This window comes from Leisingera sp. S232 (assembly GCF_049800895.1).
Classification (GTDB): Bacteria; Pseudomonadota; Alphaproteobacteria; order Rhodobacterales; family Rhodobacteraceae; genus Leisingera.
Genome location: NZ_JBNAFX010000009.1, coordinates 1 through 14,970, shown reverse-complemented (window position 1 = coordinate 14,970; position 14,970 = coordinate 1). Strand labels below are relative to the sequence as shown.

15 protein-coding genes are annotated in these 14,970 nt (G+C 53.6%); 3 read left to right on the top strand and 12 right to left on the bottom strand.

From position 1 onward, the window contains the following. Positions 1–101 precede the first annotated feature (101 nt). From ACP151_RS08250 to ACP151_RS08230, 5 genes are all read right to left on the bottom strand, one after another. Positions 102–614, bottom strand: a complete 513-nt coding sequence (locus tag ACP151_RS08250; protein WP_424978413.1) for a hypothetical protein — start codon at positions 612–614, stop codon at positions 102–104. Continuing rightward, positions 601–1,791, bottom strand: a complete 1,191-nt coding sequence (locus ACP151_RS08245) for a collagen-like triple helix repeat-containing protein (protein WP_424978412.1) — start codon at positions 1,789–1,791, stop codon at positions 601–603. Before ACP151_RS08245 ends, ACP151_RS08250 begins: the two co-directional genes overlap by 14 nt. 46 nt (positions 1,792–1,837) lie before the next feature. Beyond that, positions 1,838–2,551, bottom strand: coding sequence for a hypothetical protein (locus ACP151_RS08240; protein WP_424978410.1), 714 nt, complete (start codon positions 2,549–2,551; stop codon positions 1,838–1,840). Continuing rightward, the gene (locus ACP151_RS08235; RefSeq protein WP_424978409.1) at positions 2,548–5,565 is read right to left on the bottom strand and encodes an HsdM family class I SAM-dependent methyltransferase; all 3,018 of its coding nucleotides are present in this window, start codon (positions 5,563–5,565) and stop codon (positions 2,548–2,550) included. Before ACP151_RS08235 ends, ACP151_RS08240 begins: the two co-directional genes overlap by 4 nt. Positions 5,566–5,700: 135 nt before the next feature. Further along, on the bottom strand, positions 5,701–6,006 hold the full coding sequence (locus ACP151_RS08230; protein WP_424978408.1) for a hypothetical protein: 306 nt from the start codon (positions 6,004–6,006) through the stop codon (positions 5,701–5,703). 381 nt (positions 6,007–6,387) lie between these two features. Here ACP151_RS08230 and ACP151_RS08225 point away from each other — a divergent pair, with 381 nt between their 5' ends. Beyond that, complete coding sequence (locus ACP151_RS08225) at positions 6,388–7,155, top strand: AAA family ATPase (protein WP_424978407.1); 768 nt, start codon at positions 6,388–6,390, stop codon at positions 7,153–7,155. A gap of 83 nt (positions 7,156–7,238) precedes the next feature. Here ACP151_RS08225 and ACP151_RS08220 read toward each other — a convergent pair whose 3' ends face one another. The 7 genes from ACP151_RS08220 to ACP151_RS08190 form a co-directional block, all read right to left on the bottom strand. After that, positions 7,239–8,510, bottom strand: a complete 1,272-nt coding sequence (locus ACP151_RS08220; RefSeq protein WP_424978406.1) for a hypothetical protein — start codon at positions 8,508–8,510, stop codon at positions 7,239–7,241. A gap of 297 nt (positions 8,511–8,807) precedes the next feature. Next, complete coding sequence (locus tag ACP151_RS08215; protein WP_424978405.1) at positions 8,808–9,314, bottom strand: DUF6634 family protein; 507 nt, start codon at positions 9,312–9,314, stop codon at positions 8,808–8,810. Positions 9,315–9,530: 216 nt separating this feature from the next. Next, positions 9,531–9,848 carry a hypothetical protein gene (locus tag ACP151_RS08210; RefSeq protein WP_424978404.1) on the bottom strand — a complete coding sequence of 106 codons (318 nt, stop codon included), beginning with the start codon at positions 9,846–9,848 and terminating at the stop codon, positions 9,531–9,533. Beyond that, complete coding sequence (locus tag ACP151_RS08205) at positions 9,845–10,213, bottom strand: hypothetical protein (RefSeq protein ID WP_424978403.1); 369 nt, start codon at positions 10,211–10,213, stop codon at positions 9,845–9,847. Before ACP151_RS08205 ends, ACP151_RS08210 begins: the two co-directional genes overlap by 4 nt. Beyond that, positions 10,213–12,405 carry a DotA/TraY family protein gene (locus tag ACP151_RS08200; RefSeq protein ID WP_424978402.1) on the bottom strand — a complete coding sequence of 731 codons (2,193 nt, stop codon included), beginning with the start codon at positions 12,403–12,405 and terminating at the stop codon, positions 10,213–10,215. Before ACP151_RS08200 ends, ACP151_RS08205 begins: the two co-directional genes overlap by 1 nt. After that, positions 12,392–12,928 (bottom strand): hypothetical protein, encoded by a 537-nt coding sequence (locus ACP151_RS08195; protein WP_424978400.1) that lies wholly within the window; start codon positions 12,926–12,928, stop codon positions 12,392–12,394. Before ACP151_RS08195 ends, ACP151_RS08200 begins: the two co-directional genes overlap by 14 nt. Positions 12,929–12,945: 17 nt before the next feature. Beyond that, positions 12,946–13,659, bottom strand: a complete 714-nt coding sequence (locus ACP151_RS08190) for a helix-turn-helix domain-containing protein (protein ID WP_424978399.1) — start codon at positions 13,657–13,659, stop codon at positions 12,946–12,948. Between the two features lie 382 nt (positions 13,660–14,041). Here ACP151_RS08190 and ACP151_RS08185 point away from each other — a divergent pair, with 382 nt between their 5' ends. Further along, a complete protein-coding gene (locus ACP151_RS08185) occupies positions 14,042–14,773 on the top strand; it encodes a DUF6538 domain-containing protein (protein WP_424978397.1) in 732 nt (243 codons plus the stop codon). A 14-nt stretch (positions 14,774–14,787) separates the two neighbouring features. Next, positions 14,788–14,970: transposase (locus ACP151_RS08180; RefSeq protein ID WP_424976771.1), on the top strand; the 183-nt coding region annotated here is incomplete at its 3' end.

The following is a 14,970-nucleotide window of genomic DNA, read 5'->3' as shown; positions in this document are numbered from 1 at the left end:
ACCAACTGTTCGATCGAGATGTCTGCCTCGACCTCTAGGCTTGCAGTTGCGACGGTGTCGCACTGCCTTTGTGTGACGCCCGGAGTTCTCCAGGCGTCGCTTCACCAGTCTTCGTCGTCGATCGGAAACGCCGCCATTGAGCCCCTTAGGAGCCAAGTCTCACCGGAACCGCCCTGAAGCCCAATGTACTGTGATGTCTGGGAGTGCAGGTTGATTTCCACTGGAATATGGCGCTCTCCCGCGACTTCAATCACTCGACTGTCTGCCACCTGTGATGAAACGTCCCGGCTCAGGCATGAGTAAACAAAAGTTGGCTCATTGTGGCCTTTCACCAAAAATAATGTGACCTTGTACTCTGGAGCAGGTTTTCTGATCCAAATGAAATCACTTTCTGGATTATTGGACGTTGGAATGCGTGGAACCACAAGCCCCACAAACTCATGGTTTGATTGGATGTTGAGGGTGTTTTTGCTGTCATACTGAACGTACCCATCTGAATCCCCAATCTCCCATATGTTGGGGATGGCTGAGGTATTGACATAGCGGAAGTCAAAATCCGTGCCAAAAGCCTTGTCGGAATACGCACTCAGAACCCCGCTCTTAAAGGTAAGCATCAAACACCTCCTGCAGTTCCTCTTCACTCAGTACAGTTGCAAAGGGCCAAATTGCTGGATCCTTCTTGTATTTAGCACCCACATTTGGATTGCCGTTTTCTCCGGGTTCACCTGGGCCAATTGGCGTTTCATAACTGGCACCTTTGGCTTTAGATAGGCCACGCCTGTTTGGCTCACCTCTTTCGCCATCACTATGTCCGTAGCGCCCCTTACCACCAAAACCTCGCTCCCCGGGCTCTCCAGGTGTTCCCGGAATGCCGGGCGCACCGTGCTGCCCAGGATTGCCAGCTGCGCCGCCGCGATTAAAGGCTGTTACCAAGAATGGGCGTGACCCTTTGGTGCGGTAGGCGATACTGATTTCCCCTCCGTCACCGCCGTTACCAGGTCGCCCACCACGACCGGCATCACCACCTTTTCCGGCATCGCCACCCTCTCCAGCCTTACCACCCCTTGCTGCGCCACGAGGTAGGTTTGAATCTCCACCATCACCGCCCATTCCACCTTTGTTTCCAGACCCACCGTGCCCGCCATCCTGGCCGCGACCTCCGTCACCACCCCGACCACCATAGGCTGTTATCTGCAACTCTGTATCAGGGTGAAACTTGTCGACAACAATACTCAAGTTTCCTGAGTGCAATCCGTGTCGTCCATCTCCACCGTTTTCCCCATCCATACCATCAGTGCCGCTATCACCTTTAACTCCTTCACCACCTTCACGCGCAGAATACTTGAGCGAAGCATCATCCCCCTTATGGCCCTTTCGGCCAGGGTTGGGACCGTTTCGACCATCAAGCGCGCGCTTGTAGAAGCTCTCTCCAGGCTCTGGCACACCTTCAGCCCCAACTGTGATCTCACCCTGCTCAGATTTGAACCGTCGTGCACGGATTGCTAGGTTTTGATTAGTCACAATCGAACCACCGTCCCGGATGACTAGGTCGTTGTCGACAATAATCAGGTTGTAATCATCCGAGGACATATTGCCATTAAAGACAACCTCTAGCATGCCGCTGATGGTAAGGTTATCGTATCGCATTACCCGCTGTTGAGGCTTGGTCTTTACGGTTTGACCGGCAGCCACCTCGGAATAGCTTTCATAGACGGGGTCCGAGGTAATTCTCTCCCAGATTGTATCTTGAATTGTAATTAGGCGCTGGTCGTCCTTTTCTATTTCTGTCATCGCAATATCCCTAACTATGAAGTAGAATCGCCTAGGTTTCCCTCGGTCAACTCAACCATAGGTGCCATAAGTGGATATCGCCAGGTTTGTGATCTGGTGCAGGCTGACACGGATAGTTGAAAGCGCGCGAATGGCGCGTGATGGCCAATTCTCCGCCACCAGTACAGCGTTTCGACGGGCCCTCGAGCGTGGCATACGGTAGTTCAACAGAATTATTTGTCGGCAATAGACGAGCCTGCAAAGTACTCAATTGAGACGAAGTATCTCTTACGTAGGCTAGCATGAATGCCTCTTGGCATCCCCATGCGTAGTCACCGTTCAAAAACCGCTCAATACCATTGTCGCAGTAGAGCTTTGAGGTCTTACCAGATTGATGATCAACGATTTTTGCTTCGACAATCAGCGGGAAACGCCGACTACGTTCTGAAAAGGTGATGGAGAGGTCTGGGCGTTTTTCTAGCTTCGTACCGTCAAAATTGACACTTTCTGTACCGCGCCCGACGCTAGCCACCAGCGTTCCCCAAAATGGGTCTTCATCAATTTTTCGATTGAGGTGAGTCTCCAAAAGGGCCGTAACCGCCGCTTCGCTTTCGTTGGCAACAGTGGTAGGCGCTGCAGCACGAGCATCCTCAAACGCGCTAGTGAGCCCTTCCACAACGATATCAAGGAATTCCTCGCCGATTGGCTCTAGTGGCAACTTGACCCCGCTGACGAGCGCTGCAACCTGATCGAAACTGGCGTTTGACACAGAGGTACTCAAGCCGACTTCCGAGACTTAAGGAGGTCTAAATGGCTCCAAACGATTTGTTTTGCGAGAAGTCGTGCTCTTGTCTTGGTCCAGTATCGAGATTGCGCAAGGCGCGCGTGAAGGAGATGGTTAGGCGCGAGGCGAAGCTCTGTTTCAGTTGCGGCGAGAGCATCAGCCGCCTGCAAGATTGCAATCAAATCACTAGAACCTTCATAGGGGTGATCAAAATCTGTATCTGTCAAAATCTCAATGCAGTACCAAGGTGAAAGCGGACTAACACTTACTGCTCTAACGCTAACTATTGTGCCGAAGCGCTTTGCCCAAGGGCTGAGCTCATTTGCGAGCACCTCGCAGAACATCGAACGCGCCTGGGGAGATGGCGGCGCTTCGGCCCCAGCCTTATTGTCTGCATAAGGAAGATTGAATGTTAGGGTATCTTCAATTGTCTGAAGATCACGCTCAGAAAGCCCGTAGAGAGACGTAACCCATTGATCGACATCTTCCCATGCTTTGGTGCCATTCTCGAGAGATGCAAAAATACCTTCAATGGAATTCAATTGCTCTTTGTCGAGTGAATTTAGAGGTGGAATCGGTATCTGCTCAAGCGAAGCCTTTTCTACAACCTCGCGCTCCACACCGAATTTCCCACTTGTCATGAGTGCCCACCACAGTGCGAAACGGCTGCCAAGAATGAGCGCCAGATAGCGCACCAAAAGCCCACCCTGCGGGTGTTGGCCGGGGCTATAACCATAAAAGGACTCGTTATAAGCAATGTCGGTTTCACAAACCGCTGTAGTGATACGCTCCTGACCTGCAGGAGGGGATTGATGGAGAAGCATCAATGGGCCTTTAAATATCTCAGCCCTTCTTGGATCATGAATTCGCTCATGTCGAAAATCTAGAAGCGACCCAGCATCAACCAAAACACTTGCCAACGCTGCTACTGTTAGATCCGGAAAGCCATGCAAATAGGCGGCGTCAACACCTGGCTTGCCATCTCCATTCTTTCGTACCCTACTACTGTTTTTCAGTGTCTGATAACCACTTCCAGCGCCAGCCAAACGTCCCCGATTACCTTCCCCCACTTCAGCTTTCCACAAAGCCTCAAATGTCGGGTGACCCCGACTACGCAACCGCTCAATGATCGTCGCATCCGCTACTGACCCCCTAAATAGGATCTTGAAAAGCTCAGGCGTTTGCCCGAGACGTTCAGCGGCGACAGGCTCTGCGTTGAGCGCATCGATGCGCATCCGACCCGCTCCGTTTAAAGAGCTTTCTCGATGAGGGCTAATGAACCTGAACCCAGCCTCGGGAGGCTTAACTCGGTTTCGTGCAAAAAGCAGACAGAATGGTGCGGTAATCTCTGGCCAAACTTTAGTCTGACGCAATTCTGCACCGTTGATAACGGATGTGACTTCGAGCGCGTCGAAAATTGCCGCGCGCGCCCCGGGCATTCCATCCCCTTGCTGGAAAAGCAATCGGGCGTGTAGAGCGAATGCGATTTGCCCCTCTGGCTTTGCCCACTCCATCGCTCGCCAGACGAAGGGAAGGTCAAGCACTTCGTTTGGTAACAAAGCTGGCGCACCTTCGACCCCGCGGTCTTGAGCAATCTGCGAAGTGAGTTTGTTTATGAAAGACCAATTCGCAAGCTTGGTACTCGTCGCCCAAGGTGGGTTTCCTATCACGACATCGTAGCGATGGTGATGTTCAGGGCCAACGAGTGGCCCCAAACTACCTAATCCAGACGCAGCCGCGTCGCTAGGATCAGAAAGGAGATACAGGACGTGGCCTCTCAGATTGGTAAAGCGGAGTTTGTCTACCGGTTGCGGGTCCGGGTCTAGCTCGATCGACATCAAATAAAGACCGAGCGCGCCGAACCGCAGTGCCGCCTCATTGATGTCAAAGCCAGAGATTTGACCATATAGGATTTGGCGCAGTTCTTCTGTGCCTGGACGGACACCTGTGCTGCGCCATTTAGCAGCTACAAGCTCCCGAAAGGCCGTAAGAAGAAAAACGCCCGCGCCAGCTGCAGGATCAAGCACACGCGCATTCTCTGGGCCGCTTTGATCTTGGAGCCCAGCAAAGGCTGCACGTACGACGAGATCGGCGATCGGACGTGGCGTATAGTAACCTCCTTCGCGTCGTTGGCGTACTGGGGAGTGTTCACGCAGATATAATTCGTACGCCTGACTAAGAACGCCTACGGGGATGTGCGCAAAGTCTAGGCGGTCCCATCGCTCTTCCCAACCTAGATGCAGCTGACGACCATCCGCACGGCGCATTATATTGCCTAGAACAATGCAGGCTTCGTCCGGAAGGGCTGCAAAAATGCTATCGCCCAAAGGAAGCAAATCACCGTTAAATGTCTGGTCAAGCCAGTTCGAAGTTGTTTTGGCGCTACTTGGGTCGTCAAAAAGTGTCGCAGCATTCTTATCCATTGCATGAGGCAGAAGAGCTCGGTCGGCAAGGAATCTGGCAAATAGTGCACGCCCGACTAGGGAAATCGCATCTTCATGGCTAACGTTGTCCAAGCGGATCAGTTCGTTGATAGCTTCTGTGAGCAGACGCAGAACGACTTGTGAAATCCAGTGCTGATTGGCCAGAGCTGCGCCCGGGCGCTCATTCGCAAGATGGGGCAGTGTCAAAGCTCGCGGTAGGCCGCCTATTACCCTGTCATTCACGCGAGCTTCATGAATTTTCTTCTGATCGAGAGCGACCCGATACACTTCGAGGCGGCCAGGTGCGGCTACGCCAAGATATGGCGCATCGCCACGCATCGCGAGCAGACGGCGAATGGCTAGAAGCTTTTCTGGACTATCCTCAACCTCCTGAGAGTCGACGAGAAACATAAGGGGAGCGCCTTGCCATTCGTAAACTGCTCGAATGACCGGCAACAGCTCGTCCTTATCACGAGAATGCCCTAGCAGGGTCGCGTAAGATAGGAGATCTGGCCCTGGTTCATCGAGAAAGTGTAACGCCCCCTCATCTCCCCCGAATTCGGTTATGGTTTTGGCGAGATCAAGCACAGGCGACCTCCGCCTTGACCGCATCCAGGCCTTCAAACACGATAAGCAGCGCCTTGAGATCAAAGGTTCTCAGGTCACGTAATGGAGACAAAGGGCTACCGCCAGCCAAACAGAGGTTCTCTTGCATTAGAAACATCAAGACAGATCCAACTTGCCTTGGCGTTCCGATTCTGATCGAAGGTCGCCACGAAATTCGCCATTACAGGCAGCACCACGTGGTAGCTTTGGTGAGATCTCTAACCGGGCGATAAGAGCCTTATAGTCTACAGCTCTGTTGGCGAGCTCTGCTACCAATGTTACGATAATTGCGAGATGGGAAGGTACCTCGCCCGCCTTTGCGTAATTGGAAATCGAATTTGGCCGCATACCGATAAGTTCAGCAAAAGCGCGAACGCTCAAATCTGCACGCTCAAGTTCGGATTGGAACTCATCATAGGTCATATTACCGGCAATCGGGGTCAAAACTTGGACGTCATCACATAGATTTATGTGCATCAAGTCAACCCCTATTCGGTTGCATCGCAGCGACATAATGCCGGTCTTCACGCGCAGAAACGTTGACATCGAAGGCGTGAACCGAATTCGTACGATGGGATACTTCTGTGCAGATAAGAAGGCAAAGCGGATATTGTTATAATTCGACGACTGTCGCCTGAGCTACGAGCCGCATATCCATTTACCCATACAGGTGGAAACCGCTATGCAAACTGACTGAAGGAAAAGCACTTATGGCGTCTAGGGGCATATGCGCAATACGATTGCGGACCGCCCGCTTCGTTTTTATCAAGTGCGAAATACTACTGACTAGTTGGGGTATGCGGTATGCACAAAATCACCATTCATGCATCCAAGGGCGGGTCCGGCAGGACAACAGCTGTTATGGCGCTGGCGTCGGGGTTTCTGGCTTTGGGCAAGCGTGTGATGGTGATGGATTGCACCAGTCAGACCTGCCGGGGCCCAAAGTGTCAGGAGCCTACCACATTACAGACATGGCTGACTGCGATGGAGGCCTGTCGGTTACGGCCGCCTCAACTGGAACTGGCCGAATGCTCGACAGACGAGCGCGTTGAGGATGCTTTGGCTGCCGCTGCATCGCGCGGCTTTGATATCGTTCTCATAGATACACAAGCCTATCCCGAAGATGCCCGGTCGATGGCACTTGCGAAGGCCGATCTGATTGTAGTGCCTGCCACAGGGCCGCTGGAGGCGCGCTTCTCATCGCAGGGTATCAGTGAACAGTTTGATTGTCCTGAACACATCCTTGGTCTGATCACCGGCCATCGCCACGGTGCCGCCGAAGCTGCTGAGATTCGTGAAGCCTTTGGCACGCTTCCCGTATTCCACTCGGAGCTCCCTGGCTCCGAGGCCTTAGCCGATCAGATTCTGCATGGTGATGTCGCATACTTCACTTCCAAGCTTTCCTGTAAAACCTGCCAACCGGGATACGCTCGGTTTCGTGAGGCGAAAGTCGCATGGTCCCAAGTGCTTTCGCTGGCGATCGAGTTACAGTGGGCTCTGCAAGGTATGCGGCTTGAGCCGTTTGTCAGTGACCATTCCCCCTTTTCCTATATAGGAAAGTCTGTCGGTTGATAGATTTTGCCCCACGTAGCACATGCTTTTCGTTTGCCGATGCAACTGAGTGATAAGTCACTGGCGCTAAAGGTTTGTTCAGGCTAAGGACCCTCTGGCCCACGAAGTTTGAACTCCTTTGCAGGCTTAGAAAGTTCAGCTTCATGGGCTGCCTTTACCGCTGCTAGATCTTCTCTACCGATGAGACGCCTCAGAACAACCCATACCATGTCTAGGGCACGCTTGAGGGCCCGTTGGCGACCTATTGCGGCCTCAGCCTTCTTTTCGGCCTTCTGGAGACGCTCGGAGGCTCTCTCAGTGACCAGCTCGTCAATCCGACCTTTGATCCTTTCCCAGGCGCGTTCTTCAGCCTCTGCAAAAGCTTCCGAGCGCTGTTCCCCATGTTTGGCCCATCTCTGGTCGATTTCTGACTGTATGGAGCGCTCAGCATCTTTCAGGCCTTCTTGGTAGGCTTTTTCGCGGATAGCATCCGCCTCATTTTTTGCAGCGTACAACTGGTCCAGGGCATCGGATGCATCTTCCCATGTCTCCTGAGCTTGCCTTTGCGCTTCCTCCAGGTCTTGGTTCTGCGCCAATCGTTCCTGATCCAGCTTCTCGCGTTCCCGCTGGAACTTAAATTCCTCGACCTCCAACCGGTCCTGATCGCGGCCCACTTTCTTTTTCCCGCGTTCCACCCAATCCAACCCGACTTGGTCGTGCAGATGCTCGAACCATAGATCCTGAAACGCCCGCCCCTGATAGTATTGGCTATCGCAATCGACCATCACCGCGTTGCCGTCGTCGCCTTCAACTGGTTTGAACTTCCCTTCATTGTTCTTCTTCCGAAGCGGCTTTTGCCCGAAGATTTCGACGGCCCGTTCTTTTCCGAATTTGGTGAGGCTGATCCAGTCTTTGGTGCCGCGCTTTGTTGTCTTGGCGTAACGCGGCGCAAAGAATACATCGACCCCGTGTCTGCCTTCCTCATCTCGATCAAGTCGCCCACGAAAAACCGCTCGGCCACCGTGGGTTTGATTTACGAACTCGACGGCCTGATCGAGCATCATCTGTTCAGTCTCCGGAGTGATATCGAGATCTGTTGGGAACTGCAGAAAGGCATGACGTGCGATCTTGGATGCACCTTTGTTAACTCGGGCACCGTCGATGTGTTCTGCGTGAGCCTTGACGAGTCCACCCTTGGTTAGCCCGGTGCCATATGGATCATACAAAAGGGGAGGTACCGGCTCGCCATCTGGGCCTTTTCGTACGCTCCTTTTCTGGCCCGCCAAATCATTGCGCAGTTCATGGCTTTCCATTGCGGATAGATCGCTTGTCGTCAGACTATTGGCTCTGAATGAACCACTTTTCCCTTTGGTCATTTTTGCGCCCCTAATCTCCCCTTTGTTCCAAAAGGGAGACCCGCTATCCGTTTTGGGGCCCTCCTGCGGAATCCCAAAACAGCGGGTGGGGGAAGCATCCCCTCAACCCCAGCACTCCGGCTTCCAGCCTGCGCAGATCTTCGATCCTTGCGAGCCGTCCTGGTGGACGGCGCAAAACCCACTCCTCCCCTGCCTTGTGGCGGGCGATGTCGGTGCGGATTTTGCGGGGAGCCTGGGCAGCCCGGAGACCTCAAATATCGGAGGGTTGGCCAGGCGGTGGTGCAGGATTCCTGTTGGTCAGAAAAGCATGCCATCGCGCTGCACCTTAAGTTGGTTGAGTAACCGTTCCTCAGCATCATCCAGCGCCGCCATCTCTATGGGATGCGCGGATTCCATGATGGCCAGAATAGCGCACCCATCCAGTTCCGTGGCGGCTGTGTGACGGGCAACGGCACGCGCAATGTTTGGGATATCTGAGAGCGTGTGGAGCTGAACGGGCTTTCCCTCGACGAGCCGTTCGCGATGGTCTTGGAGTTGGCGGCGTCGGCGGGCAATTTCAAGCTCTGTTGGTTGTTTGTAGGCGGGTTCTCCTAAGACATAAAAACGCGAGGTCGTTCGCGCCCATTGTTTGCAACGATCGAGCACAAGAAGGGGCGAGGTGAAGATCCGTTGATCATCCAAAACTGGGTGCCCTGTCACTTCACCGCGCAAACGTGTGGATCTGGAATCCCGAATTTTTGCCCATCGCTCTAATCGGGGAGCAATCGCCAGGTCCTCGGAAGTTGGATTGAATTTGCTGTTCATCCCTCGATCACCCGGCCCACGCCTTTCACTCCCGCGCTGTCGGCCCCAGTGCGACCACACTCACACCATGCAACACCGCGCGTTTCGCCCTTGGGCATGTACTTTGTCGTGTGATGCCAACTCTTAGCGATGGTCCCGCAGTGGGGACACTTTACCTGGAACGGGCTGGTTGTCGGAGTGCGCTGCTTGTTGGGCATGATCAGTTTCCCTTTCTAGCTATCGGCTCTTCGGCTTGCGCAGAGCCGAAATCACGAACATCGCCAGGACCAATAGAGCCGCATAGCTGGTAGTGATGGACCAAAGGATCAGGACAATCGACGCCAGATAAAATACGGTGCCAATGTTGCTGCCTGGAATGTCGTCTACGGCAAGACTCAGCAGAAAACCCCAAGCCAGCAAAAACAGGACGAGCGCCCAAGCCGCGCCGAGATACCGCCGACCCAGCCTCTCGTCCCATCCCCTTTTTAGAGCGGTGAACGGGCGAAAGAACGTGGTTGCCATGTCGAACAGCAGGTTATCAAGAAACGCGGTCATTGCGCGACCTCCTCGACAAGCCAACCGGCATCACCTTTGAAGACATGCCCACGAATATCTTTGATGCCTGCCTGCACCACAAAGCCATCATCGCGGAGCAGGTCGAAATTGTAGATGCACAGATAACCAACATTGGTTGGATGCTCTTCGCACGAGGTCAGCTTTACGTTCCTGGCACGCATTTTCAACGAGAGTTGCAAGCCAGCTGGCATGTTTTCGATTGAACCGTATTGCGCCAGAGCGGCAGCTTTGTCGGCCTCAATCCCGTTCAAATAGCCTTGTTCAATATCCTCAGCGCTCGGGTTGTCATCTTTGCATCCGGCCAGAACCGACAATGCCAATATTGCGATGATTGTCTTTTTCATCATCGGTTTCCTTTCGATTTTGGACCTTTGAGGAGGCGCTGCGCGCTATGGCCGACACCGGCCTTGGTCACACGTCCCACGGCAGCTGCTTGATTGCTGATGATCCGTGTGGGTGCGGCTGTGCCAACCACGTTGGATTCAAGGTTCATGGTGTTCGCTCTTTCAGTGAGCATCCCGGCGAGAGAAAGTACGCGATCACCCAGCTCTGTGATCAGACTGGATGCCACAATGACCAGGTAGAGCGTTACCAGGACATACATGCAGACCAAACCAACAAGAATGATCACTGTGAACCAGGACCCACCCGCCGTCATGAAACCAAGGAAGCCCGAGAACATCAGGAACAGAAAATCCATTCCGATCCGCATGACGATCAGGCTCGCAATAAAACCCGCGATTATGAACAGCGGTCGCAGAGCCGCTCCAAGGATCGAGGTCATTATACCTGCCATCGGGCCGATTAGCGTTCCATCTCGGGCGGGCGCGAAGTATGCGAGAACGGCCAACGGCGCTGCAAACAGGACTTCAATGACTGTCAGCAGCCAGGACAACACAGCAGCAAAGAAGTATACAAGCGGTATCGCTGGTATGATCGCAATCAATACAAAACCGAACAGCAGCAGCGCCCATCCGACCGGGTAAAGCAGATATTCGGCTACATATCCGAGACCCTTTGCAAGCCCGCCAAACATCGAAACACCATCCGCAACAGCTCCAACGGCAATCATTGTCCCGCCAACGGCCGAGATTTGTTTGCCGACGGTGATTACGTCCGCCATCGGATCGAGATAGATCGCAGTGTCGCCGCCATCAGTGACCGTGAAGACTTCAAGTAAAACCTGATAGAGACGATAGAACCACCCGCTGGTGTCGCTGTTCCCAGCGTTCACTACAGTAGCTGTCGCGCCAGGTCTATAGGTGCCCAGCTCGATCACAAAACCTTCGAATTGCTCCAGAAATCCGAAGTCATCATTGACCTTCTGGAACATCGCGGCATCGACAGAACCCGTCATTCGCGACAGCAGCCCGCCAAAATAATCGTTTATGCCATTGTCGAAATTGGTGTAGATTTGAAGCTCGGCAGCATTTCCGGTCGTTGTGTAAGCGGCCATTGTAATGCCGCGCTGCCAGTTCAATGCAAACGGCCAGCCGAGGGTATCCACCTCGTCGAGCAGATCAGCATGAAGCGCCTCATATTCGGCATTCGACAAGCCCCCAGATGTGATACCGGCCATGTAGTTAGCAAAAGCATTCGAGACAGCGTCATCCATCAAGGTTTGGATGGCGTCCCGGTCGCGCTCTCCGTTGAAAATCAAATTTGCGATTTGGGATGCCACAGGCAGCAGATTGCTGGTAATCGCGCCGTCAGCGGCTTGGTATCGATTGAGCAGAACACCCGAACCAACGCGGGTTGCGAAGTCGGCGCTGTTTTCGCCATCTACGGCTGCAATGTATTCGACCTGGTGCGAAACGCTGGCGCAGAGATTGTCGGCGCGACCATAAGATCCGCCCTCATCCGAGTAATAGATCTGACGTTCCAGGTGTGTGTATTCTGTCGAGTTTATTCCCAGAAAACCCGTTCGCGTAACTCCAAAACTGTCGGAATCTACAATGCGCTGAGTTGTACCTGCTGGCCTCTGTGCGAGGACTGCGAGGCGATCCATTTGGCGTTGACACAGTTCGCCGTGGGTGAGCGCATAGAGCGTATTCGCGAACTGTTGATTGATCAGATAGTCGGTTTCCGAAAGCGGCACACCTGCAGCGAGGACAGGCTCATTCCGCAGCGCGCCATCTGCGGCTTTACGCCATGCCACGTCGCCCAAAGCCGATCCCTGGACGCTCAGCCAGATCAGAACAAGTTGCGCCACGGTTAGCCCGCCTTGGATGGGAACAAACGCAATTGCCCCCACAAGAATGCGAACAATGGTGTACTTTGTGTCCGATTGGTTGCCGAAAGTTTTGCCATCGGCGGCCGTATCGAAAACAAGCACGTAAGTCGTATAACTTCCGACGATCAGGGCGAGCAAAAGGCACGCCGTGTTAAAGATCGAAATCAGGTCTGTGAGCAGCGTTCCATCTGTCAAAGATCCGCCTTCTCCGGAAACAAACTCCACCACACCACCGAAAACACGGGTGAGAAGATCCACCGCATAATCGTTGTCTGAGAGATTAAAGAGATCACTGAACTCCATGTTGCCCCCGTGGTGCGGCAAACACCGCTGCTCGATGGTATTGGGAGAGGTGTTCGTAGCCCGCGTCCAAAACTTTCGATGCGGTGCTTCGTGGAAGAGGTCCGGTTACAATCAACAGTGCCGTCTGCAGGGTCAATTCTGGCAGAGATTCGTTGCCGTAGCGGCGGGTGTCCCAGAGCAGCGCGTCTGCCGAGACTGTTTGCGTGATTTGATCCACCACCACGACATTTCTACGCTTGTTGAGTTGCAGGGTCTCGCGAGCAAGGCGCAGGCACACGCCATCCGGATCAGTGCAGAAAATCTGGCGAGTGTACGGTGCAAGAAAAGCGGCCCTGAGCCCCAAGTTGCAGCCAAATTCAGCCAAAGACTTTCCTTTCAATAGCTCAGAAAGCCATTTGTTTTCCGTTACCTCCTCGCCAAAGTTCAACTCCGCCACCAACAGGGGATGAGACTTGGCCGCCGCCGGGATCTTCAAGCCGTCAGGAATCGAGAATGAGCAGTCAGAAATTTGTTCGTTGATCATGATTGTCCCTCCCTAGATCATGCAGCGACTGCCAAATTTGACTGGCGCGCGTGCGCTTCCATCAGCCGCTTCACTGTTTTGATTTGTTCCTGATGCAAAGCCAGGTTTGTATGGCTTGCAGGCAATAGATCAGGCAGCGTGTACCCTTTGCGTCCATTTTCAATGACTTGGGGCAGACCTCGCGACAGCATAGGAAGTCCAAATCGCCTGAGCGCATCATCCCATTCCCGCTCAAAGTATCCTCCGCCACCAGGAACGAACCGAAGCGTCTCGCCGGACTGCCTATCAGCAGGCAAGTCCGGCGACGGCGAATGCCGCGCCTTTTGTTTTATTGATTGTTCTTCATAGGAAGGCCCAACAGTGGGCCCTTTTTGAACCACGGGTGAACCCTTTTTCTGGTCTGAAAGGCTCACTTCTGGACCCTTTCTGTTTGGACGGAACGGGACGATTTTTTGCGGGGCCAACAGGTTGTATCTGGTGCAGTTGCCAGCGCCCCGCCCTTCGGTTCGGGACAACCACCCTGCATCGATCAACTGCTTGATAGCTCGTTTCAGCGTTGAAAGTGGTAAGCCAAGGAACTCCATAAGAGTCGCTAGGCCGGGGTTAAGCTGGCCTGTTTCATCATTCGCGAACTGGACCGACAACGCTGAAGCGACAAGCTTGGCAGTTGAGTTGAGGTTTCTAACTTGAAGGACAGCCTTCAGCCATTCAAAGCGGTTGATATTAGACATAGGCACCCCTCGCGATTGCGTTGAGGGCCGCGAACGGATAAACGTCTTGTGTAGATTGAATACCAAAGCCGTTGAGGTGGGTGGCCGCCCCCTCGACGGTTTTTCTTTTTTGGGGACTTGCAAAAGCCCGAAAACCGTTTACCGTTTTCTTGTAAGCCGTTGATTTTCCGTCGTGAACAAACGGGGTCCGTTTACACAAAAACTGTTGAGAAACAGGCCTCACATGCGGATTGCAAATCCGTGTACACCGGTTCGATTCCGGTACTCGCCTCCACATGTCGGTATGGACCTTATTTCCTTGATAATATAGTCAGAAAGTCTCTGAAGGGACTACAACTGACATTACGCCTGACACTATAGGCGACATTACCCACGAGGCAAAATGTTGAACTGGCACCCTGCCACGGTGAGCCGTCGAGGCCAGAAATACTATGTCGTCCTCACCGTTCCGGAGGATGCGAGAGAGGCTGTTGGCCAAAGACAGCTCAGACGCTCGGCAGGCACTACAGATCTGCGGGAGGCGGAAAAGAAGCGCTGTGATCTTGAGCTAGTGATGCGACAACAGGTGTTGCGGAAGGTCCAGGAGGCTAAGCTGACTTCGCCGGACAGCGCGTTTCAGACTGCCGTGAAGGAACTCGGGCTGTCCGACTTGGGATACCTGTTTCCCTACAGCCCTGAAGTCGGCGACGTCATCCCGCAAACCATGCAGGAGGCGCCTCCACAGGATGCATACACGGCACGAAGGGCAATTCAGGAACTTGAGAAGGCTGAAACCGAAATTAGGCTCACTTCTCTATCTCAGGACGATACTGAGCGGCAGCTTCAAATGCTTCAACGTTTCGATTTGAACCCTCCAACACCCGAGAGGGCAGCAGAACTCGTGTCCAATGCAAAGCATGAGCTGGAGCAGTCTTTCGGCGACGGCAAACCAGATGTCACACTGCGTAGCTATCTGCCTGACTTCGAAGCCTCTTTGGACCGCCGGGTTTCGAACGGCAACCTGCAGGAAAAGACGCAAAAGTCCCGTCTAAAGAATATCGAGCAATTCATTGCAGTGGTTGGAGAGGCGTTGTTGCACAAAGGCCGTAGAGGATTCACTTTGCGAATCCCGTAGGTTAGATCGGCGGCATGCCGAAGCCTGCCTCTTCCCGCTATCGAACAACGAACTGGTCCAACTATAACGCATCACTTCGAAAGCGCGGCTCTCTGCTGGTCTGGTTTGACCGCGACATGACCTGGTTCGCCGAGCGATGCGGCAAACGCGGACGACCGGAGACCTTCTCCGATGCGGCCATCCAGTTCTGCCTTAGT

Bases quoted from the DNA above. Each gene is read 5' to 3' on its own strand.
- ACP151_RS08230 (WP_424978408.1), bottom strand. From the start codon at position 6,006: ATGACCTATGATGAGTTCCAATCCGAACTTGAGCGTGCAGATTTGAGC.
- ACP151_RS08210 (WP_424978404.1), bottom strand. From the start codon at position 9,848: ATGACCGCGTTTCTTGATAACCTGCTGTTCGACATGGCAACCACGTTC.
- ACP151_RS08245 (WP_424978412.1), bottom strand. From the start codon at position 1,791: ATGACAGAAATAGAAAAGGACGACCAGCGCCTAATTACAATTCAAGAT.
- ACP151_RS08250 (WP_424978413.1), bottom strand. From the start codon at position 614: ATGCTTACCTTTAAGAGCGGGGTTCTGAGTGCGTATTCCGACAAGGCT.
- ACP151_RS08200 (WP_424978402.1), bottom strand. From the start codon at position 12,405: ATGGAGTTCAGTGATCTCTTTAATCTCTCAGACAACGATTATGCGGTG.
- ACP151_RS08185 (WP_424978397.1), top strand. From the start codon at position 14,042: ATGTTGAACTGGCACCCTGCCACGGTGAGCCGTCGAGGCCAGAAATAC.
- ACP151_RS08220 (WP_424978406.1), bottom strand. From the start codon at position 8,510: ATGACCAAAGGGAAAAGTGGTTCATTCAGAGCCAATAGTCTGACGACA.
- ACP151_RS08215 (WP_424978405.1), bottom strand. From the start codon at position 9,314: ATGAACAGCAAATTCAATCCAACTTCCGAGGACCTGGCGATTGCTCCC.
- ACP151_RS08205 (WP_424978403.1), bottom strand. From the start codon at position 10,213: ATGAAAAAGACAATCATCGCAATATTGGCATTGTCGGTTCTGGCCGGA.
- ACP151_RS08190 (WP_424978399.1), bottom strand. From the start codon at position 13,659: ATGTCTAATATCAACCGCTTTGAATGGCTGAAGGCTGTCCTTCAAGTT.
- ACP151_RS08225 (WP_424978407.1), top strand. From the start codon at position 6,388: ATGCACAAAATCACCATTCATGCATCCAAGGGCGGGTCCGGCAGGACA.
- ACP151_RS08195 (WP_424978400.1), bottom strand. From the start codon at position 12,928: ATGATCAACGAACAAATTTCTGACTGCTCATTCTCGATTCCTGACGGC.